At 47.9% G+C, this 23,164-nt stretch carries 18 protein-coding genes; 12 read left to right on the top strand and 6 right to left on the bottom strand.

Features of this window, described 5'->3' with window-relative positions; all coding sequences use genetic code 11:
* The first annotated feature begins 456 nt into the window (after window positions 1-456).
* The 11 genes from LX69_RS00800 (at window position 457) to elbB (ending at window position 15,293) form a co-directional block, all read left to right on the top strand.
* Window positions 457-1,473, top strand: a complete 1,017-nt coding sequence (locus tag LX69_RS00800) for a LacI family DNA-binding transcriptional regulator (protein ID WP_111443890.1) — start codon at window positions 457-459, stop codon at window positions 1,471-1,473.
* A gap of 37 nt (window positions 1,474-1,510) precedes the next feature.
* Window positions 1,511-1,879 (top strand): hypothetical protein, encoded by a 369-nt coding sequence (locus LX69_RS00795; protein WP_111443889.1) that lies wholly within the window; start codon window positions 1,511-1,513, stop codon window positions 1,877-1,879.
* Window positions 1,880-2,260: 381 nt separating this feature from the next.
* Complete coding sequence (locus LX69_RS00790) at window positions 2,261-3,592, top strand: SLC45 family MFS transporter (protein ID WP_111443888.1); 1,332 nt, start codon at window positions 2,261-2,263, stop codon at window positions 3,590-3,592.
* A gap of 33 nt (window positions 3,593-3,625) precedes the next feature.
* Window positions 3,626-4,288 carry a beta-phosphoglucomutase gene (pgmB, locus tag LX69_RS00785; protein WP_111443887.1) on the top strand — a complete coding sequence of 221 codons (663 nt, stop codon included), beginning with the start codon at window positions 3,626-3,628 and terminating at the stop codon, window positions 4,286-4,288.
* Between the two features lie 39 nt (window positions 4,289-4,327).
* The gene (locus tag LX69_RS00780; RefSeq protein WP_111443886.1) at window positions 4,328-6,634 is read left to right on the top strand and encodes a family 65 glycosyl hydrolase domain-containing protein; all 2,307 of its coding nucleotides are present in this window, start codon (window positions 4,328-4,330) and stop codon (window positions 6,632-6,634) included.
* 143 nt (window positions 6,635-6,777) lie between these two features.
* Complete coding sequence (locus LX69_RS00775; RefSeq protein WP_111443885.1) at window positions 6,778-8,640, top strand: glycoside hydrolase family 13 protein; 1,863 nt, start codon at window positions 6,778-6,780, stop codon at window positions 8,638-8,640.
* Window positions 8,641-8,989: 349 nt separating this feature from the next.
* Entirely contained in the window at window positions 8,990-10,369 is a 1,380-nt protein-coding gene (locus tag LX69_RS00770; protein WP_111443884.1) for an alpha-amylase family glycosyl hydrolase, read from the top strand.
* A 121-nt stretch (window positions 10,370-10,490) separates the two neighbouring features.
* Window positions 10,491-11,417, top strand: coding sequence for a hypothetical protein (locus tag LX69_RS00765; protein WP_111443883.1), 927 nt, complete (start codon window positions 10,491-10,493; stop codon window positions 11,415-11,417).
* Window positions 11,418-11,537: 120 nt separating this feature from the next.
* The gene (locus tag LX69_RS00760; protein ID WP_111443882.1) at window positions 11,538-12,560 is read left to right on the top strand and encodes a hypothetical protein; all 1,023 of its coding nucleotides are present in this window, start codon (window positions 11,538-11,540) and stop codon (window positions 12,558-12,560) included.
* Window positions 12,561-12,652: 92 nt separating this feature from the next.
* A complete protein-coding gene (locus LX69_RS00755; RefSeq protein ID WP_111443881.1) occupies window positions 12,653-14,497 on the top strand; it encodes a cyclomaltodextrinase N-terminal domain-containing protein in 1,845 nt (614 codons plus the stop codon).
* Between the two features lie 136 nt (window positions 14,498-14,633).
* Complete coding sequence (gene elbB / locus LX69_RS00750; RefSeq protein ID WP_111443880.1) at window positions 14,634-15,293, top strand: isoprenoid biosynthesis glyoxalase ElbB; 660 nt, start codon at window positions 14,634-14,636, stop codon at window positions 15,291-15,293.
* A 124-nt stretch (window positions 15,294-15,417) separates the two neighbouring features.
* On the opposite strand, the gene LX69_RS00745 is transcribed toward elbB, so the two are convergent.
* From LX69_RS00745 to LX69_RS00730, 4 genes are all read right to left on the bottom strand, one after another.
* Window positions 15,418-16,482, bottom strand: coding sequence for a family 43 glycosylhydrolase (locus tag LX69_RS00745; protein ID WP_221621232.1), 1,065 nt, complete (start codon window positions 16,480-16,482; stop codon window positions 15,418-15,420).
* Window positions 16,483-16,590: 108 nt separating this feature from the next.
* A complete protein-coding gene (locus LX69_RS00740; RefSeq protein ID WP_111443879.1) occupies window positions 16,591-17,352 on the bottom strand; it encodes a zinc ribbon domain-containing protein in 762 nt (253 codons plus the stop codon).
* Window positions 17,353-17,355: 3 nt separating this feature from the next.
* The gene (locus LX69_RS00735; protein WP_245934903.1) at window positions 17,356-18,492 is read right to left on the bottom strand and encodes a Nif3-like dinuclear metal center hexameric protein; all 1,137 of its coding nucleotides are present in this window, start codon (window positions 18,490-18,492) and stop codon (window positions 17,356-17,358) included.
* Window positions 18,492-18,827: a MerR family transcriptional regulator gene (locus LX69_RS00730; protein ID WP_111443878.1), complete on the bottom strand. Its 336-nt coding sequence runs from the start codon at window positions 18,825-18,827 to the stop codon at window positions 18,492-18,494. The genes LX69_RS00735 and LX69_RS00730 overlap by 1 nt, the downstream gene beginning before the upstream one ends.
* A gap of 230 nt (window positions 18,828-19,057) precedes the next feature.
* Here LX69_RS00730 and LX69_RS00725 point away from each other — a divergent pair, with 230 nt between their 5' ends.
* The gene (locus LX69_RS00725; protein WP_111443877.1) at window positions 19,058-19,651 is read left to right on the top strand and encodes a DUF4294 domain-containing protein; all 594 of its coding nucleotides are present in this window, start codon (window positions 19,058-19,060) and stop codon (window positions 19,649-19,651) included.
* A gap of 179 nt (window positions 19,652-19,830) precedes the next feature.
* Here LX69_RS00725 and LX69_RS17470 read toward each other — a convergent pair whose 3' ends face one another.
* Window positions 19,831-22,443, bottom strand: coding sequence for a DUF5916 domain-containing protein (locus LX69_RS17470; protein ID WP_146260590.1), 2,613 nt, complete (start codon window positions 22,441-22,443; stop codon window positions 19,831-19,833).
* A gap of 137 nt (window positions 22,444-22,580) precedes the next feature.
* A complete protein-coding gene (locus LX69_RS00715; protein WP_146260589.1) occupies window positions 22,581-22,808 on the bottom strand; it encodes an AbrB/MazE/SpoVT family DNA-binding domain-containing protein in 228 nt (75 codons plus the stop codon).
* Window positions 22,809-23,164: the final 356 nt, after the last annotated feature.

The raw sequence follows: 23,164 nt of genomic DNA, 5'->3' as shown, positions 1-23,164 counted from the left end.
CAAACCATGAAAAAGACTATTTTTAACAACTCAAACCACTGCATGAGATGCAAGAATAAAAAACCAAAAATTCCATTAAATGATCCACCATTATGGACTGAAAGGGTCAAATCACAATTTATATCTGTTAGTTAAGATAAAAAGACGTGAAACGATGAGACTGAGGATGAGATGAAGAAAGATATTTAGATCTATTCTTTTTGGCTTTTCAGTCTAATTTATCTGTCTCAAGTCTAACTATCTTCTTGTCTTTTATTCGATTAAGACTAAGCTAAATAACATTGTAACATGATTATCAAAGTTCATTGTCTTGCGTCCTGATACTCACATCTTAATTTTTACAAAACACATGAAACGAGCCATGAGTAACCTTTACTCACACACGAGAATCGCAGATCGGCGAAGCCAATGATTAGGCGAGTTCCACATGGCCATTGAAAAATAAAATATAGACATATGAAAACCCACCAAATCACCATAAAAGACATTGCTCGCATTCTCGAAATATCGCCATCGACCGTCAGTCGGGCGCTCAAGAACCATCCCGACATCAGCCCCGAGACCAAAAAACTGGTTCAGACCTTTGCCGAAAAGGTAAAATACCGCCCCAATGCCCTGGCATTGAGCCTGCGAAGCTCCAAAACCTTTACCATTGGGGTGATTATTCCCGAAATCGTGCACCACTTTTTTTCATCGGTCATCAGTGGCATTGAAGATGTAGCCTATGCTGCAGGGTACAAAGTAATGATGTGCCAAAGCAACGAAAACGACGCCCGCGAAGCCATTAACATACAGGCGTTACTCGACAGCCAGGTCGATGGCATCCTGATATCGGTAAGCAAAACCACCCGCAACTCCGAACCATTTCAGCGCATTGTTGAAAACAACACACCCATCGTTTTTTTCGACCGGGTGTGCGAAGAAATTGAATCGGATCGAGTGATTGTAGATGACCGGGAAGGAGCGCGAATCGCCACCCAACACCTCATTAGCCTGGGATGCAAACAAATTCTCATGCTGGGAGCTCCACTGCACATGCTCATTGGCAAACAGCGTCTTGATGGGTACAAATTGGCCCACGAGCAAAACGAACTCGCCATCAACCCATCACTTTTCATGCGCTGCGACACACGGGATGATGTGACAAAACAAGCCGACGCCATACTGTCGTTGGCTCCGCACATCGATGGCATTTTTGCCGTGAACGATTCAACAGCCATCGCAGCCATGCAGCTACTCATGAAAAACGGGTACAAGATTCCCACACAAATTAAAGTCATTGGCTTTGGTGACGGCCCCAATGCCACCATTTCCTCCCCCTCCCTCTCAACCGTGGGTCAAAAAGGGTATGAAATCGGACAGGAATCCACGCGCATGCTCCTCACGCGCATCAGCAACCCCGACCTGGCCGAAGCCTTTCACACCCGGGTGCTGACACCCGAACTCATTGTGCGCGAATCAACCACCATATAATCTCGTCTATCATTCCTTAATCTTATTACCCAACAACATGAAAAAATTCTTATTCCTCCTCAGCCTCATGATCGTTTTGACCATTGCCGGAACCATTTATTGGCGCTACTATTTTGTATTTGGACAGGGCGTGAAGGCCGGCAATCTCAACTTTTTGGTTTACAAAGGCTATGTATTTAAAACATGGGAAGGCCGCCTCATTCAATCGGGCTTCAAAACCAAAAACCCGGGAGCCATTCAAAGCAACGAATTTGACTTTAGCGTGGCCAACGACAGCATTGCCCGCATCCTGGAGCTCAACAGCGGTAAAGAGATTGAAGTGCGTTACAACGAATACCTACACCCGCTTCCCTGGCGCGGTATGAGCAATTATGTGGTGACCGAAATCATCAGCATCGCTGAATAAAAAACCTTTCCGAAAACGTTTGCACCAGGATGATGTAAAAAAACATCACCTCCCATTCACATTTTTTCACACCCTCTGCAAACGTTTGAAATGGCACTTCCAAGCATTAATGCCCCTGTTTTTCAACCATTCGCAAATCACAACACTGGCATTTCTAATGCAAATGGCATAATTTTGAATCGGATTTAGACCTTTTCGGATTTTTATTAGACTTTCGGGCACCTTTCCAGCTCACCTCTCTTCTGTTCACACATGGATGGTTGGTTGTTGTGTTCATTGGCAACCACCGGCACATTTTTGCATCCACGCCACCGGCTCCGGCCAATGGTCGATCGCATCGAAATGGCCACTCGAATACATCGTTAATACATTATTAAACACATGAGACAGTTACCCAAACTTTCGTTTTGGCAAATCTGGAACATCAGCTTCGGATTCCTGGGGGTTCAATTTGGCTTTGCCCTTCAAAACGCCAACGCCAGCCGCATCCTTTCCAATCTGGGAGCCGACTTGCACCACCTGCCACTGTTTTGGCTGGCCGCCCCCATCATGGGGCTCATCGTGCAACCCATCGTGGGTCACGTGAGCGACCGTACCTGGAACCGCTTGGGCAGACGTTTGCCTTACATTCTGGGTGGGGCATTGGTATCGATGCTGGCCATGTTCATGATGCCCAACGCCTCAATGGTGGTGGCATGGATGGCTCCGGTGCTTTTTGGCGCCATCATCTTCGCCCTCATGGACGGCTCGTTCAACGTCACCTTTCAACCCTTTAGGGCATTGGTGGCCGACATGCTGCCCGATGAGCAACGCAACGTGGGATATTCCATCCAAAGCTTTCTGATCAATGCCGGTGCCGTCATCGGGTCGATATTGCCGTATGTGCTCACCAACATGATGGGCGTGAGTAACGAAGCCCCTGACGGACAAGTGCCGCAGTCGGTCATCTGGTCGTTTTACATTGGCGGTGCAATCCTAATTATCAGCGTATTGGTAACCGTATTCAAAACCAAAGAATACCCCCCTGCCGAGTTCAACGAGTACAAAAACATCAGTGAAGCCGAACAACAAGAAAAGCAAAGCTTTTGGGTCACCCTTCGATCCATGCCCAAAACCATGGTACAACTGGCCGTGGTGCAATTCTTTGCATGGTTTGCCCTGTACCTGATGTGGGTGTACACCACGCCGGCCGTGGCTCAGCATTTTTGGCACACCCCCGTGGGCGATGCCGGCTCGGCCCAATACAACGAAGCGGGCAACTGGGTGGGCATCATCTTTGGCGCATATAGCCTGTTCGCAGCGCTCTTTTCCATCGCCATGCCCTGGCTGGCCAAACAATGGGGACGCAAAACGGTTTATGCGTTGGCGTTATTGGCCGGATGCTTAGGATTTGTGTCGATGTATTTTTTGACGAACCCCAATCATCTCATCGTGTCAATGATTGGCATCGGCATTGCTTGGGCGGCCATCCTCTCCATGCCGTTTGCCATCCTGTCGAGCGCTCTGCCTGCAAAAAAAATGGGCATCTACATGGGGATCTTCAACTTCACCATCGCCGGCCCGCAAATCATCAGTGGATTGCTGGGCGGCACCATTCTGAAAACTTTTTTTGACGGCCAAGCCATCTACATCCTGATAGTGGCCGGCGTGTCGATGTTGCTGGGCGCCATCGCAGTTTACTTTGTCGATGACATTCATGCAAAGTCACACTAATTGATTATTCACAGACTGCTTAAAAGGAAACCAATGACCATTCAAGCTTGCTTATTCGACCTCGACGGAGTCATTGTCGACACAGCTAAATATCACTATATTGCCTGGAAAGAACTGGCCAACGAGCTGGGATTCGACTTTACCGAAACCGATAACGAACGCCTCAAAGGGGTGAGCCGCATGGCCTCGCTCGACATCCTGCTCGAAATTGGCGGACTGACCTTTGATGACGAGAAAAAACAACAACTGGCCACCCGCAAAAACGACCGATATGTGGAATACATCACCCGCATGCAGGCCGACGAAGTGCTGCCGGGAGCCAAAGACTTTCTGACCGAATTGCGGGCTGCAGGCATTCAAACCGCACTGGGCTCGGCCAGTAAAAACGCCCCTACCATATTGGAACGGGTGGGTCTGACGCCATATTTCGATGCCATCATCGACGGCAACAGTACCTCCAAAGCCAAACCCGATCCCGAAGTGTTCCTCAAAGGAGCCGAGGCATTGGGCGTGAAACCGGCCAACTGCGTGGTGTTTGAAGATGCCGAAGCCGGCGTGGAAGCTGCTTTGGCCGGCGGCATGAAATGCGTGGGCATTGGCTCACCCCTGGTGTTGGCAAAAGCCAACCTGGTGGTGGATGGCCTTCACCAAATGAACGTTGCGCTTCTGCGCAAATCATTCAGCCAAACAACCTGAACCGAAATCGTTTACTGACATATCAAAAAGCAACAACCCATGAAAAAATATTTAATCCCCGACGAATGGTGCATCATCGAAGAAGGATTCAACCCAGACATGCACCGTTCATCTGAAAGCATCTTCAGCCTGGGCAACGGTAAAATGGGGCAGCGCGCCAACTTTGAAGAGCAATACAGCGGCAAAACCCTGCAAGGCAACTACGTGGCCGGCATCTATTACCCCGACAAAACACGCGTGGGATGGTGGAAAAACGGGTATCCCGAGTACTTCGCCAAAGTGCTCAATTCGCCCAACTGGATTGGTTTGGATGTGCTGGCCGACGGTGAGATGCTCGATCTGGCCACAGCCACCACCACACACTTCAAACGGGTGCTCAACATGAAGGAGGGAACCCTCTCCCGATCCTTTGATGCCACGCTGCCTTCGGGCAAACAACTGCGCGTAAATGCCATCCGCTTTCTGAGCATGGCCGACACCGAAAACGGCGTCATCCGCTACTCGGTGACCCCTCTCAACTTCTCAGGGAAAATCACCTTTGTGCCCTATTTGGATGGCGATGTGGAAAACGAAGACTCCAATTACGACGAAAAATTCTGGAACATCCTATGGAGCAACGCCAAAGCCGGCGAAGCCACCCTGCTGTCGCAAACAAAAAAGCTCGATTTCAGAGTGGGATATGCCATGCGTTACGCCCTGCAAATTGACTCAGCGAACGTCACTGCCAAAGCCGACATGATACAAACAGCTACCAAGGCCGGCAACAGCGTTACCATTCCCGTAAACAAGGCACAAGTAGCCACCATCGTTAAGTACGTGGCCGTAAGCAGCAGTCTGAACCATGCGCCCGACCACTTGGTGGACGCTGCCACACAAAGCGCTCAGGCGGCCATGCACAAAGGCTTCGACACGATGCTGGCCGAACACAAAGCCAAATGGGCCGATAAATGGACCCACAGCGACATCCGAATTAAAGGAGACGTGGAAGCCCAGCAAGGCATCCGCTTTAACATCTTTCAACTCAACCAAACATACACCGGCGAAGATGCCCGCCTAAATGTGGGGCCCAAAGGGTTTACCGGCGAAAAATATGGTGGCACCACCTACTGGGACACCGAAGCCTATTGCATTCCCTTTTTCATCTCCACCGCACCGGCCGAGGTAACCCGTAATTTATTGGTGTATCGATACAAACATCTTCAAAAAGCCATTGAGAATGCCCAAAAACTGGGATTCACCAACGGAGCGGCTCTCTACCCCATGGTGACCATCAATGGCGAAGAGTGCCACAACGAGTGGGAGATTACCTTCGAAGAGATTCACCGAAACGGTGCCATCGCCTTTGCCATTCACAACTACCTGCGCCACACCGGCGACAATGGCTATTTGGCCGAATACGGCGCCGAAGTGCTCATGGGCATTGCCCGCTTTTGGAGCCAGCGCATCACCTGGAGTCACGAACGCAATAAATACGTGATGTTGGGCGTGACCGGCCCTAACGAATACGAAAACAACATTAATAACAACTGGTACACCAACAAAATGGCGGTGTGGTGCCTCAAATACGCACAAGAGGCACTCTCCATCGTCAAAAAAGATGCCCCTGCCCGCTATGCTGACATCGTGGCCAAAACTTCGTTCGATGAAAAAGAAACCGAACGATGGAACCACATCATCGCCAACATGCACTTCCCGTTCAACGAACAACTGAACGTGTTTATGCAACAGGATGGCTACATGGACAAAGAACAGATTTTGGCCGCCGACCTCGACCCGGCACAACGCCCCATCAACCAGCACTGGTCGTGGGATCGCATTCTGCGCTCGTGCTTCATCAAGCAGGCCGACACACTGCAAGGCATCTACGTCTTCGAAGAAGAGTTCGACACGGAGACCATTCGCCGCAACTTCAACTTTTACGAACCACGTACCGTGCATGAGTCGTCGCTGTCGCCATGCGTGCATGCCATTTTAGCGGCCAAAATCGGCAACATCGACAAGGCTTACGAAATGTACCTGCGCACCTCGCGCCTCGACCTGGACGACTACAACCACGAAGCCCACGAGGGATTGCACATCACCAGCATGGCCGGAACCTGGATGTCGGTGGTGGAAGGGTTTGGCGGCAAACGCGTGTACAACCAACAGCTGCACCTCAACCCCATCATCCCCCAGCAATGGCAGGAATATGCCTTCCGCATCACCTTTATGGGCAACGACATTGAGATACGCGTGTCGCACACCCAGGTGGAAATCATCGCGCACGGCTCGGGCGATGTGTCCCTTTACCTGTATGGAAAACCGGTAACGGCCAAAGCAGGCGAGTCGACCACCATCACACGTTAAAACATTCATTCATCAACAGGGAGGATACCCCCATTCAGACTCACGGGCAGCACGGTAACACAAAAATCAGGCTGCCCGTCATGGCTGATGGTGCGGTTTTCGATTGACTTCTGCAGGGTTCCTCCCGATATTTACCACACCTCATGAAAAGATCACTCATCATTATCAGCACCATCATGATGCTTTTTACAGGATTTTGGTCATCGGCACAAAAAAATGCCATCACCCGCGTTGAACCCCTCAATTGGTGGGTGGGCATGGCCAATCCCAACCTGCAAATCATGGTGTATGGTCCTAACATTGCGGCCTGCAATGTCAGCATCAATTATCCGGGTGTAGAACTCAAGCACACGCTCAAAACCGGCAACCCCAACTACTTGTTTTTAGATGTGGTGATTGCCCCGTCGGCACAACCCGGGCAAATGCCCATCCGGTTCACCTCGGGCAAGAAAACCGTGGCCACGCGTCTTTACGACCTGTTGCCCCGCCAGGAAGGCTCGGCCATGCGCCAGGGCTTTAGCAGCAGCGACGCCATTTACCTGATAATGCCCGACCGTTTTGCCAACGGCAATCCGGCCAACGACAACATGCCCGGCATGATTGAACAAATGAACCGCAAGGAACCTTACGGACGCCATGGCGGTGACCTCAAAGGCATCAGCGACCATCTGGACTACATACGCGATTTGGGCATGACAGCCATTTGGATCAACCCCGTGCAGGAGAACAACATGCCACAGTCGTCGTACCACGGCTATGCCATCACCGACTTTTACCGCATCGATGCCCGACTGGGAACCAACGACGATTTCAAACAATTGGTAGATGCCGCCCGCCAAAAAGGCATCAAAGTCATCATGGACATGGTGTTTAACCATTGCGGCACCGGCCACTGGTGGATGAATGACCTACCGGCAGCCGACTGGATCAACCAATGGAACGGCTTTACCCGTTCGAACTATCGCCTCTCCACGGTCTCCGATCCGCACGTGTCGCAGCACGATCTGGCCGTGGCCACCCGGGGATGGTTCGATAACTCGATGCCCGACCTCAACTTGCAAAACCCGCTGTTGGCCAATTACATGATTCAGAACAGCATTTGGTGGGTCGAATATGCCGGACTGCAGGGCATTCGTCAGGACACGTATCCCTACCCCGACAAAGAAGCCATGCGCGAGTGGAACCTGCGTGTGCGCCGTGAGTATCCCAACTTTAACATTGTGGGCGAATCGTGGATCTCATCGCCCTCAAAACTGGCTTATTGGCAAAAAGATTTCCCCAACCGCGACGGCTACAACTCGGAATTGCCCAGCATCTTCGACTTCCCGCTGATGGAAGCCATGCGCCGAGCCTTCAACGAGAAGGAAACCTGGGACGATGGATTGGTGCGCCTGTACGACATTCTGGCCGACGACCATCTTTACCCCAACCCCGACAATCTGGTCACCTTTGCCGAAAACCACGACATTGGCCGCATGATGTATTTCCTGAAGAACGATGTGCGGAAGTTTAAAATGGCCATGGCCTTTTTAGCTACCACGCGGGGCACGCCGCAGCTCTATTACGGATCGGAGATTTTGATGACCGGCAACGGCTTTGATGGTCACAGCTTTTTGCGCGAAGACTTTCCCGGCGGATGGCCCGGCGACACCCTCAATGCCTTCACCCCCAAAGGACGCAACCACAAACAGAACGAAGCCTGGGATTACATGGCCAAAGTGTTCAACTACCGAAAAGGCAACCCCGTGCTGCACAAGGGAAAGCTCACCCATTTCATCCCGGCCGACGAAGTGTACGTGTACTTCAGAACGCTGGGTCATCAGGCCGTGATGGTGATTCTCAACAATGCCGAGGAAGATGCCAAAACCATTGACACCAGTCGTTTTGTCGAAATCCTCAAGGACTTTAAAACCGGCAAGGATGTCATTTCGGGCAAGGCCGTCAGCGACCTGAAAACCATTCGGGTACCTGCCAAAAGTGCCACCATCATTGAGTTGATGCCATAAACATCATTCCCCCATCATCAAACACAGTGGCACGACACCCCATCGTGCCACTGTGACTTTTACAATGCCCATGACATCATCCGTTACAGCACATTCAGCACCATCGGCCAGGGTTGGGTTCGACCTCATCCATCACCTTTAATCATGACGAAGAATGCCAAAGGCAAAAGCTGTATCGGTAAATAAAAAAAGGTGAGCAGCTTTTTAAAAAAGCTGTATCAGCAAATTTTAAAAGCTGCTCACCTTTTTAGTAAAAGCTGCTCACCTTTTGGGTAAAAGCTGCCCGCCTTTTCATACAAAGCTACCCGGCTTTTAGGGTAACGCCCATCTCACTCAAACACATGAACCTATGAACACACGCCAACTCATCACGATAAGCCTTTTGGTGGCAACCTTCCTGGGTGCTTGCCGGCACAAAACACCCGACACCCCGCTCATCCCGAAGGTGGCAACCCCCGACTGGGCTCGCAACAGCGTCATTTACGAAGTGAACCTTCGCCAATACACGCCCCAAGGAACACTGGCCGCCTTTGAACCCCATCTGCCCCGCCTGCGCAACATGGGCGTGGACATTTTGTGGCTGATGCCGGTGCATCCCATTGGCATCGAAAACCGTAAAGAAGGACTGGGCAGTTACTACTCGGTGAAAGACTACAAAGGCGTGAACCCCGAACTGGGCACCCTCGACGACCTTAAACGGGTGGTGAACCGGGCACACGACCTGGGCATGAAAGTAATTCTCGACTGGGTGGCCAACCACACGGCCTGGGACAACCCCTGGGTGGTGGAACATCCCCAATGGTATCTGAAAAACAGCCAAGGCAACATCGAAGCCTATGTGTTTGACAACGGCACCACCATTGATCATTGGACAGATGTGGTGGGACTCGATTACACACAACCGGCCGTGCACCGTGCCATGACCGATGCCATGCTGTTTTGGGTGAAAGAAGCCAACGTGGACGGATTTCGTTGCGACGTGGCCGGACTGGTGCCCGCCTCCTTTTGGAACCATGCCCGACGAGAACTGCAAGCCGTGAAGCCCATCTTTATGCTGGCCGAGAACGAAGACCAGCGCTTTTTGCTCGACAGTGCCTTCAATGCCAATTACGCATGGTCGCTCAAAGACCTTTTCAACGGATTGACCAACGGCAAAAGCACCGCGACGGCTTTTGAACGATGGTTGTTGAAAACTGACTCACTGCACGCGACCGGAAGCATGCCCATGTTATTTACCACCAACCACGATGAAAATTCGTGGCACGGCTCGGAATACGAACGACTGGGGGATGCCGTGAAAGCAGCCACCCTGTTGACCTTCACCGCCCCGGGATTGCCACTCATTTATAGCGGCCAGGAAGCCGGGCTGAGTAAACGACTTCGTTTTTTTGAAAAAGACACCATCCACTGGGACAATCTGGCCATGGCCGACTTTTTTAAGCAACTCACCCGTTTGAAGAAAGAAAATCCGGCACTGGCCAATGCTGCCTTTGGCGGCAAAACCACCCTTGTTGCCACGTCTCATCCCGAAGCCATATTGGCATTCACCCGTCAAAAGGGAACCAACACCGTGGTCAGCATCATCAATCTCAGCGATAAAGCGGTACAGTTTAAACTTCAACACCCGCTCAAAGGTGAATTTGAAGAATACTTTAGCGGTCAAACCTGTCGCCTTGGCAATGATGCCATCACGTTGCCGGCATGGGGGTACCATGTTTATCGCCGATAAATGCACCCCATTTAAACAACCCCATACACCACCCACCGATGTCCAACCCATCGGGGTGGTGTTTTGTTTTTTGAAGCAAGTGGTTGTTTTTCGTATCTTTAGGCGGTAAAAAAAGCCCGCCATGAAGATTGCCAATCCCCTTTACGACACCGCCTTCAAATACCTGATGGAAAACAACAAGTTGGCCATCAAAATCATCAGCCTCATCATTGAAGAAGAGATTGAAGAGCTGCACATGGAAAACCAGAAGCATGTGTTTGTTGATGAGAGTCGGATGCTGCGCTTGTTTCGGGTCGATTTCAAAGCGGTGATTCGCCTGGCCGACGGCACCCGGCAAAAAGTGCTCATCGAACTGCAAAAGTCCAAGTCCGAAGCCGAAGTACGACGTTTCCGCCGTTACCTGGGAGCCAACTACATGAAGTCCGACACCGAAAAGAACAGTCAGGGCATCGATGTGAAGGTCGCGTACCCCATCATCACCATCTACCTGTTGGGTTACCCGCTCGAGGACGTGCCCCATGTGGCGGTGACCATCAACAACACAGCCGTCGACGCGGTGACCGGTGAGCCGGTGGCCATGCAAAGCCTCTTCATGAGGCTGCTCACCCATCGCTCGCACATTCTTCAGGTGGCTCGTCTGGGGCAGGAACGCCGCAGCCGCTTGGAGCAGTTTCTGAGCCTCTTTAGCCAACAATGGAAAACGGCCGACGGTTACGTGCTCGACATCAAAGAGGTGCCCCAGGAATTCCGCGACATTGCCGATTACCTCTCCATTCCGCTCCGGGACGAAAACTTTTTGGAACAAGCCCTGGCCGAAGAAGAAATTGAACAACGCTTTGCCGAGAAAGAAAAGAAGCTGGAACAGGCACTCAAGGAAAAAGAGGAGGCCTTGAAGGAGAAAGAAAAAGAAAGGGAAGAGAAAGAAAAAGCCCTCTCGGCCATCGCACACCTGGCAAAACGCCTGGCGGCTAAAGGAATCACACCCGATGAAATTGCCAATGACACCGGACTCACGACCGAAGAAGTCAATAAAATACTTGACAAGTAATATCACTAAAGAAGCGTCTGTCAATTCTTCGCCCCAACTTCTCTTAATACCAAAACTTCCCCCTCGCTTCTTTTACTAATTTTGGCGATAAAATAATCATCTCTCAACGATCATAAAAACATGAAGCAACTACTCACCATCCTGATTCTTACCACAGCCATACAATTCATCACAGCGCAACCACAAGAAACATACATCTCGACCAATGCATCCATCAACATCATTTCCCCCTCGATGGCAGAGGCTCGCATCCAACTAAACCAATTCCTGACATCCAATAACATCAACCTCGAATTTCAAAAAGAATATACCGGGCAGACCAATTACCACTTTCCGCTATCGGAGAACCAATGGAAACAGCTCGAACAGATGCTGCCACAACTGGGACACGTCGCCTCGCTGGAACTCACCAAAGAGAACCAGCAAGATGCCGTTGACCGCATTCACCTCGAACTCAATTATCTCAACGAAAAAAAGGATTCATACGCCGCTTTGCTTAAGGAAATTGACAACAAGTCGGATCAATACATGGAACTGTGGCGAGAGATGAAAAACATTGAAGAAAAAATCTTCAACCTCAAAAGAAACCTCATCACTTACCAAAACACAGATAATCTTTACAACGTCAAAATATTTGTCACCGACGAGACCACCACGCCCGATAAAACCCGGGTCTCATTCATCAACATGCCCGGGGCTGAATACTCCTACCTGACCATCAACACCCCCACCCAAGGGTTATCGGCCGCTCACTATGATGGATATTTCCTGAAATACATGTTCACCCGTGGAAAAAGCTTCATCACCCTGGGCGCTTACAACAGCACAGCCCCCCAGCAAAACGATTCAACACTGACGGAATTGTTCGTCTTCGGTTTTGGACAGGATTTCTACTCCCGGTATTTGGGACGCGGTCATCGCCGCTTCTTCAACCTTTACTCGGGATATACCATCGGCTACATGCTGGGGACCGGAGAAGTAACTACCGAAGATATCTTTTTTGTCACCCCATCAGTCGGTTTGGAACTGTTCAAAAACCGATACCTGCTCATCGACACCAAAGCCGGTTATTTTATCCCGTTCAACTACAACAAACAAATGCGCGGCTGGAACATCAATGCTTCGCTCAACTTTGTTTTTTAACAACGAACCAACTTCCGCTCATTGTTTTAGCATCGCATTTGTCGTTTTTTTGTCATAGCTTTATTCTTCCCTGAATTTTAAAGCAAGTAAAAATGGCACGCGCAATGGTCATCATCGGCATACTGGGAGTCCTAAGTAGCACCTTATGGGCTGCTGTGCCGACCGTGAAAAGCATCCAACCCTCCACTTGGTGGGTTGGATTAAACAACCCCAAACTCACGCTGCTCATAAGCGGTAAAAATCTATCGAACAATCAGGTACACACCTCATCCGGCGACGTACGCGTGCTGACAACCCGCGCAGCCGACCATGACAACTACCTGTTTGTCGACCTCGAAATACTCCCTTCGGCCAAACCCGGGTCAGTAAAACTCATCTTTACCAACAACAAAAAAGAAACCACATCCGCCTCTCTTCAACTGCTGGCCAAACCCACTCACCACGCAGCACCCATCGACAACAGCGACATCATATATCAGATTTTCCCGGATCGTATTTACAACGCCAATCCCAAAAATGATAACCCGTCGGAAATCTTAGAGAGAGCTGATCCACTCAACCCTTCGGGCATACATGGTGGTGACTTCGCCGGCCTCATTCGCCTTACCGATTACTTTGATACCCTGGGCATCACCACCATCGAACTCACCTCTATTTTGGCAACCAACCAGTTTGTCAATTCCTACGAGCGAATGGGGGTTACCAATTTTTATGCCCCCGACAACCGATTGGGCTCCATGGATGAACTCAAAAAATGGATTCAAAAACTACATGAACGCCAGATTAAAACCATCCTGACCTTTCCGCTTAACCAAATGGGCAAACAAAACCCTCTGGCACTGTCGCCTCCGGTCAAGCAATGGCTCATGCCCGATCAATATGCTTATATCGAGCCAAAGCCACAACCCGTGCATTTCGACCCCTATGCCACGGCCGAAGACTCACTCTCGGCCTTTGCCACATGGCCCGAACTGGACATCATTGCCCTCAACACCAACCACCCCGATTTAAAGAGTTATCTGACGCAATGCTGCTTATGGTGGATGATCACAACAGATGCCGATGCCCTAAAAATTGACAATTCATTTACCATCGCAGCCGATCTCACTCAAAGTCTGCATGCAACGCTATCAAGCGAAATACCGGGTTTCACCCTGATTTTAGACACCCCATCCCCCTCTCCACTCATACAAACACATGAAATAAACCGACTCACCCTGGCCCGATCAGCACGCCTGAGCGATTACCCTTTGCAACACACCCTCGCCCATTGCTTTTCAAACCATACACCCCCGCTCGAAGGCCTCATGCGTCTGTACGAAACCATGTCATGGGATTTGGGGTATCATCGCCCCGTTCACAACATCGTTTTTGCCGACAATCATAAAACGAATCGCGCTTACACCAATGCCGATCTACACTTAAATGAATTTTTGATGATGACCGACCTGGTGTTCACAACCCGGGGAATCCCCATGTTACTATACGGCAGCGAATACCTCACAGATGGCAACCTGATGAAAGGTAAAGCCGACGGACGTAAAGATTTTCCGGCGTTTACAGCTCTCGACTCTCTTAGTCATTCAATTGGTCATGGACTGACTCCTGAACAATGGCATGCTTGGCGTCACATCAAAAAAACCATCGACATTCGCCGTCAATGTCCGGCTCTCCAAACAGGAAAATTCATCCATTTCATTCCTCAAAATGACCTTTATGTCTATTTCAGAACGCACCCCAAACAAACCATTATGGTGGTGGTCAACAACCACCCGACCGAAAAAAAACGACTCGCCCCAACCCTCTATTCATCACAACTATCAACAATAGAAGCCGCAACAGATCTGATGACAGGTCAAAAATACGTTCCACTCGACAACATCATTATCGCCCCAAAATCGGTCATGATTCTAGAATTGAATGCAACCCAAATTTGAAAGATGCGAAAACCCAATCGCTATTTTTTATAACTTAAACGATAAAAAAATCAGATGGACATCTCAGACAACAATGATCAATCAACTTTATCAACGGGCATTTTAAAGCCTCACACACCATAAAAATTATTGTACTATGCCAACACGCAAACAAATTGCCGTCATTCTTTCGGGCTGCGGCGTTTACGATGGAGCCGAAATCCACGAAGCCGTCTTCACCATGTGGGCCATTGAAAAAGCCGGTGCTGCCTACCAATTATTTGCACCCGACAAAGCGCAGGCTCAGGTGGTCAACCACCTATCGGGTGAGACCTCCGATGAATCGCGTAATGTTCTTACCGAATCGGCTCGCATAGCCCGAGGGCACATCACCCCTCTCCACTTATTGAACCCCACACTTTTTGATGCGGTCATTCTGCCGGGTGGGTACGGTGTAGCAAAAAACCTTTGCTCATTTGCTTTTGATGGAGATCAATGCTCCATTGATGAAGATGTAAAAAAAGCCATCCTGGGTTTTCACAAACACCATAAACCCATTGGCGCCTTGTGCATTAGCCCGGTGCTCATTGCCGCAATATTGGGCAAAGGGCAACTGACCATCGGTAACGATGCCGAAACGGCCAATGCCATCAAAGCCTTCGGCGCCACGCACACCAACACGTCACATGCTGAAACTGTGGTGGACAAAGAAAACAAAATCGTGTCTTCGCCCTGCTACATGCTCGACGCCTCCATCACGCAAGTCGCCGCCGGAGCTGAAAACACAGTCAACGCGGTGATGAAACTTATTGAATAACACCACTCCGATGACATCACACAATTAAAAAAGAATCTGGTGCAATGAAAGTTACACCAGATTCTTTTTTATAACTAAATGCAAACGCAGTGGTCATTGCCATCAACAATGACAAACAAAAATGTTACTGAACCACCGGCCATCCCTTTTTCCACACCATCTCCTTGATGCGCAAAATACTGCGCCCTCGCAATTCAGCATCATAGCCATGAAAAACCAAATAAGTTCGTCGATTGTCCATTACCACGGCATTATGACCAACCCCCTGCCACTTCGTGTCGCCTTGCATCAATAACGTACCACCACCCCATCGCAACGATTTACCGTGCTTATCGACATAAGGCCCTTGCAATTTTTTACTGCGCCCCACAATCATTTTGTATGTACTTTCAACGCCTTTACAGCAATAATCAATCGATGCAAACAAATAATAATATCCGCCACGACGAATAATAAATGGTGCTTCAATAGCATTTCCACCGGCATCCACCGGATTACCCTCGATGGACGGAAGATTTTCTTTAATTGAGGGGTCTTGTTTACGCGAAGCAATCGTGACACACTCACCATCAACCTGTAATAAATCAGGCTTCATACGTACCAACTGCAATCCATCCCAAAAAGAACCAAAAGCCATATAAGGCTTCCCATCAACATCAAAAATCAAATTAGGATCAATGGCATTCCAATTGGTAACACCCGGATAGGACTGAATCACCCGTCCATGATCGATCCATTTGAAATCGGGATCTTGAGGATTTAAGGTTCGATTGGTGGCCACCCCAATGGCCGAAGTATTTTTCCCAAAGGCCGATACCGAGTAATAGAGATAATATTGTCCTTCATAAAAGGAAATATCGGGTGCCCAAATATGCCCTTTAAAGCCGGGAATGGTATCAACGGCCCACTGAGGAGCTTGCGCAAAAACAGCCTTTTCACGCGTCCACACCTTCAAATCACGCGAAGAATAAACGTCAATTCCCCAACCGGTAGCAAATAAATACCAGGTGCTATCGTGCCGAATCATTACCGGATCGTGCACCATCGTCGAATCGATTAGAAATTCTTGACCGATGCGCCATTCACGTTGATGACCATTTTGAGCTGAAGATAAAGTAACGTTGACCAATGCCATGATGACGAACATTGATATACCTAAAAGCATCTGCTTGAGTTGAGCGATTTTCATATTTGCCTATTATTTGAAGTGCTAAGATATGCTTATCCTGAACCCAGATGCAATAAAAAAGGCTGATGGAACCATCCATCAGCCTTTTTTATCATTTTGTACACCACCTTACTTTGTAGCAATATCATCGTCTACCAAAATACGGCCACAATACTCACACACAATCACTTTTTTGCGTGAGCGGATATCCATTTGACGCTGAGGCGGAATTTTATTAAAACAACCACCACACGCATCACGCTGTACCGACACCACTGCCAAGCCATTGCGAGCATTTTTGCGAATACGTTTGAAAGCCGTCAACAGGCGCTCTTCTATTTGGCCTTCGATTTCGTTTGCCTTGGCTTCGAGACGTTGCTCTTCAGCCTGTGTCTCGTTGATGATCTCATCAAGCTCATGTTTTTTAGCTTCCAAGTCAGCTTTACGTTCTTCAAGCTGCGCTGTAGAACTATCAACTTGATCCTTTTTGGCCTTCAGTTCAACTGTAAACTCGCGAATGCGTTTTTCGCAAAGCTCGATTTCAAGACGCTGAAATTCGATTTCTTTATTCAAAGAATCAAATTCACGATTGTTGCGAACATTGCCTTGCTGAGCCTCATATTTTTTAATCAGCACTCCAGCCTCTTTGATCTCGTTTTTCTTGGCTGTGATTTGGTCATTCAACCGCTTCATATCAGCTTCCAGATTGCCAAATCGGGTTTCAAGGCCTGCAATCTCATCTTCCAGGTCCTGCACTTCAAGGGGCAGTTCTCCGCGTAAGGTCTGGATTTTGTCAATTTCCGAAACCACAATTTGTAAATCATAAATTGCGCGCAAACGCTCTTCTACCGACATTTCGTTGGCGGTTGCTTTACCGTCGATTGTTGACATTGGCTATAAATAATTTATGGGATTGCTATTGATATTTGATAAATGGATTGCAAAATTAGGCAATTTTTCTGTAAGTAATTCAAAAAAAAGTTCTTTAGTGAATTGCTCACTCTCAAAATGCCCAATATCAGCAATGACCATCCGTCCATCGGCCTCAAAAAATTGATGATACTTGATATCCCCGGTAATAAATACATCAGCTTTGGCAGCCATTGCGGCCTTTATCAAATCACTCCCGGATCCACCACACAAGGCAACACGAGAAAAATCCCCTGTTGTTAAAGGGGAGTAACGAACACTCTGACACCCAAACACTGCCTTTACGCGATTTAAAAACTCGAGTGGTGCTTCAGGTCTTGATAACTGCCCGATAATTCCAAAACCACGTTCCGACCACTGATTGGCCAGGGGATACAAATCGTAAGCCACTTCTTCGTATGGATGAGCCGAAAAAAGCGCATCCACCACCCGGGAACTCAGGTAATCGGGCATCACGGTTTCGATGCGGACTTCGGGTTCGGTATGCAAAGTTCCCGGACAACCCACATAAGGTTGACTTTGAGCGTCACCGCGAAAAGTTCCATGACCATGCACCTGAAAACTACACGAATCGTAATGACCAATATGCCCGGCACCTGCTTCGAAAATTGCATCTCGCACCTGCGACAAATGGTCAACCGGGACAAATGTGATCAATTTCATCAATCGTCCCGACAGAGGGGATAAAACCCGACACTTTTCAAGACCGAGCTTCATAGCCATTCGACCACTCACGCCATTGCCCACAGCATCGGCATTGGTATGAGCGGCATACAACGCAATCCCGTGTCGAATAGCCTTTATCACCATTCGCTCCACTGCAGTGTGGCCATTGAGACGCTTTAATCCACCAAATATCAATGGATGATGCGACACAATCATATTACAATCAAGGGCGATGGCCTCATCAATCACCTCATCAGTCACGTCTAAACAGACCAAAATTCCGGTGACGACATCTAACTGCGAACCAACCTGCAGACCACAATTGTCATAACCCTCCTGAAGAGCCAGAGGAGCAAAGGTCTCCATAATTCCGGCCACATCGCCTGCCGTTACAATAGAGGGATTGACCATATCCTGTTTGGGAGATTCAATCATTATAAATTCTCCTTCAAATCGAGCAACATGGCTCGAATGGACTCAAGATTCTTGACAATCTCGAAGTTATCAACGGTTTCGGTTTTATTATCCTTCATCTTCTTTGCAGCCCCTTTTAGGGTCATGCCCTTCTCCTTCACCAGATGATATATGACATGAAAATTATCCACATCCTGTTGTGTAAACAATCGGTTGCCTTTCTTGTTTTTATGAGGCTTTATCACATCGAATTCCTTTTCCCAAAAACGAATCAATGATGTATTGACATCAAACATCTTGGCCACTTCGCCAATGGTATAATAGAGTTTTTCGACTTTGGTCTCTTTGTATGGCATAAACCGTGAATTTACATGAACGATTGAAAACCAAAATTAATGATTTTCGGTATAAGGAAATCAATATGAACAAAAAACCCAAGCTTCCAGGCACAATTATTCATACACCAAGGCTTATTCACGCTGAAAACCGAAACAACCATTCGTTTTTATCTTTAATAATTATCTCTACGGAATAAAAACTGCACTAAATTTGCATCAGACCAACTGTCATCAAACATCCATGAACCATGCGACGCACCCTTATCACACTGACAGTCATATTTTTTAGCCAAACAACCATTGCCCAACAACCGGAACAGGACAATCGCCCACATTTGGTAATGGGCAAAGTGGTTGATGGCGACACCATTCCACACGTTTACCTGCCCGATGTAAATGTCTTGGCCAAGTTTCATTTCAAAAATAAACGACAACATGCGCGATACACTCGTTTGGTTCACAACGTCAAAAAAGCTCTTCCCTATGCGCGCATTGCCAGCCAAAAACTATTGGCAATCAACAATCACATGGCCTCACTCAAAACCGACCGAGAAAGAGAAGCCTACTTAAAGATTGCAGAAAAACAACTATTTAAAGAATTTGAAACGCCCCTAAAAAAACTCACCTATACACAGGGTCGCATCCTAATAAAACTCATCGACCGCGAAACGGGTGATACCAGCTTCGACTTGATTAAAGAATACAAAGGCGGGTTTTCGGCATTTTTTTGGCAATCCATCGCACGAGTTTTTGGCTCCAACCTCAAATCGGAATACGATGCCGAAGGCGACGACAAAACCATCGAATTCATCATCACACAAATAGACAACGGCTTATTATAAATCTTGCTATTCCCCTATTTTGTGATGAGTTAAAAGGATTTTCCACGAATTACACTAATTCCACGAATTTCCATGACTTGCTTTTCAATTAGTGTAATTCGTGGGTTCATTCATTGTCAGGGATTTCATTTAATGTGCTTCATCATAACATTCGGGTATAGCGTGTTATAAATAGGCTCTCAAATGGGAAACCAATAACTCAACTTGAGCATAAACACATTGTGAGCCGACACATCAAACAATCGACTCCAGGCATTAGACATCAATGGATTTGGCAAATTGTGATAAGCCGAACGATTGTGCGTCCAAACCGCATAAAAGGTCGATCCGGGCTTAAACTCCCATCGAAACGCAAAATTGGAACGAAACTCCTGATACTCAAAGTCGGGTAAATCAAAAACAAATTCATGCCCTCTATAACTCATGTGCATTTTCCCATCATCTCCCATCGCGACATCCTCCGACGGAATTCGGTCGAACAACCCGTCATAACGATCTGACAAAGGGTTTGTCATGATTTTGTAATTCGAAAAAGTACCCGACGACACATACGGATTACCGTAATACTGAAGCGACACATCGGGCGTAAGCGCCCACGATGCACGAATGGTCACCCCCATGGTTTGTCGATTTTGCTGCCCCATAAGATAATGCTCACCAGACACATTATCATCTAAAACATCGACATAAAACAGTTGATCCCGTGATTTTGAAAACGCGATGCCCGAAGAGAGATTCAGCGTTTGACCAATCTTAAACGAAAGCGTTGGCGAAAAACTGTGACTAAACGACACACCATCGTCACTCAACGTTCCGTTGTACCCCATGTTCATCGTTATTGTTTTTGAGCCATCGGTCGAAAAATTGACAATGGGCGTCCAATAATTGGGAACATTCACGGCAGGGCCACCGCGCAGCAAATGCGGATCGACATGCGACAAAACCCTCCCCAACTGAAGATTTACGGACCACTTATTTTTAAAACCCATCCATCCACCACCGTAAAAACCCGACCACAAGTGTTCGCCACCTGTAGTCCAGCTCTCGCCCTCATAAAGCCAGGCTCCCCAATCGCGAAAAAAAGCATGAGGCTCAGTGACCACATATTCAAGATTGCTTTCCCAAGTAATACGATCGGCCTGGGTGAGATACCCAAGATCATTGAGTTCAAGGCCTGGCGTACGCCAATCATAACCGGTACTGTAGCGCCAACGCCCTCGTGCTGTTTTCCCGATTGAAAAAGTAGATCCCATCCCCGACAAGCGGGTTAAGGCAGAATCAATCTCCAAATGCGCTGCACCCGTTCGCTGATAATAACGCGATGAGCTCTCCTGTAAAGCCAAAACAGAAGCGGCATTACCATTCACCCGACTCCCGATCAGGCTCCCCTTAGCGAAATAGTTTTTGTCGGCCCAATGATGAAAAAAATCAATTCCTCCGGTGGTGGCACTGCGCGCGAGGTCGTGCTCAACCTGAATGGAACGTTGAGTTGACGAAATAATCCCGCCAACCATTGAATTCCCTTTGTTCATATCCTTTTGTACACGAGCAACCAGATAATTCGTCAGGGGTTCGGCCATTAACGTTTGCGTTTGTCCGTTTTTAAAAACCTTCGCTTCTTCCTTACGGGTGAGGCTTTCGACAACACCCACCGACCAGCCATTGGGCGTTTTACCCGACAACTTCAATGCGCCTAAAATAGTGGTGTATTGAGGAACATCAGCATACTCGCCATTGTCATTATTCACATCGGGAACAATCTGCGGAGAATGTCCGACTCGACGGCTATAGAAAACATTGAAACCCGTAAAATCGAAAATATTACGCCCTTCCAAGAAAAAAGGACGTTTCTCGTCAAAGTACGATTCAAAAACAGTGAGATTCAATTCAGCCGGATCCGCCTCCACCTGACCAAAGTCGGGATTAACCGTGAATGTACCTGTAAAATTACTCGACAAGGCCATTTTCCCATCAAGCCCTAAATGGTAATCCATCATATTAGGACGCACAAAGGGATTGTCATCGGCCACTTTTCGATGGTTGGAAATAACCGCAGCATAAGGATTGACCTCAAAGATATTTCCACGCTTCAGTTGATTAATGCCGTGCAATTCTCCAATATGATACAAAGCACCGGCATTGTTACGCGGTATCAGGTTCCATTGTGACTCCTCCCCCAATCGATTGATCCAACGCCACACATGCAGCCCCCAAACCTGTTCTGCTTGATTTCCAAACCGAAGTTGCCCCAGAGGAATGCGCATCTCAGCCGTCCACATACTGTCAAGAAGAGCTGTCTTTCCGTCCCACACCGCATTCCAGCTAAAATCAATGCCATTATTAAGCAGTATCAAATCGACCTTTGCACCTGCAGCCGTGATATCGAATTCAAAACCGGTTCGATAATCCAAATAACTATCAAAACAAATCCCCACCACATCGCCAAATAGTTCATCGCGCCGCCCCCGACGTGCATCAATGCTATCCTTTGCATCGTAAGCTCTGATACCCACATAAATATATTTGTCATCATAAAGCACCTTCACATCAGTCGGTTTTGACGGCAATGCCCCCTCAAAAGGAAATTGCTGGGTAAAATCACCGCTCCAGTCGCCCTGCAACCACACTTCATCCAACAAATGACCATCAATAACAGGTGGAACACCTTCGATACGCTGCGTCACATAAATCCGTTTATCACGGTCAACGGACTTGTATTTTCCATTTTGAAACCCACAAAAAATCATCCACACACCCACAAAGACAACCAAAACAGGACACAACTTCAACATCGGGGATTGCTTTTACGATTGACAAAAAACGCTCAAAACATTACTAGGACATTCGTTGAGACTAAAACCCTTATAATAAAAGCAACTTTTCTGCTGATCGTACAAATCAAAAGATGACTCACACGCTCAAAATATGGCTATCCTTCGAGGGACTGTAATTCATTGCTCAAATCAGTCAAAATATCTTCTGAGACATCATCAGTCAGTAACCGGCATCGATTTTTCAACACCGGAGCATGTTCTATCACCAATGATGTTCCTACAAGAGTCACACTCACGGACTCCCCTTCATTAAACAAATGATGAACAGAACGAGGCAACACAATGGCCTTGTTTTTCCCAACTTTTACAATTTGTGCTTTCATAATAATTTGGCTTAGCTCCCTCATTATCCCAGCGGAAAATATGAGGTGTTTTCAAATTTTTATACCGTAAGAAAAATGAGCTTTTCCTATTCAGCAATTGACGGAGGCATTTCACATATTTCCCACTGTACTCCCCTAAAAACATACAAGTTACAACCGAACACAAAGAAAATGCAATAGCCCAAACACAATTTGTGAACACAGACCTTCCACAAAGGGCGATTGAGGTAAAACATTCGTAAAAGAAAGCCCTTTCAACATGGGAAAATTTAGGCAAAAAAAACCACAGGTGTTTTAATTGATTTGTTTGGTGTGAGAAATTGGTTTGAATCCCTGTCAACCTTGTCCATCAAAAC

It is taken from the genome of Breznakibacter xylanolyticus, from assembly GCF_003254275.1.
In the GTDB taxonomy this organism is placed as follows: Bacteria; Bacteroidota; Bacteroidia; order Bacteroidales; family Marinilabiliaceae; genus Breznakibacter; species Breznakibacter xylanolyticus.
Note: the sequence above shows the minus strand (reverse complement) of the source record. Positions and strands in the feature narration are given on the sequence as shown.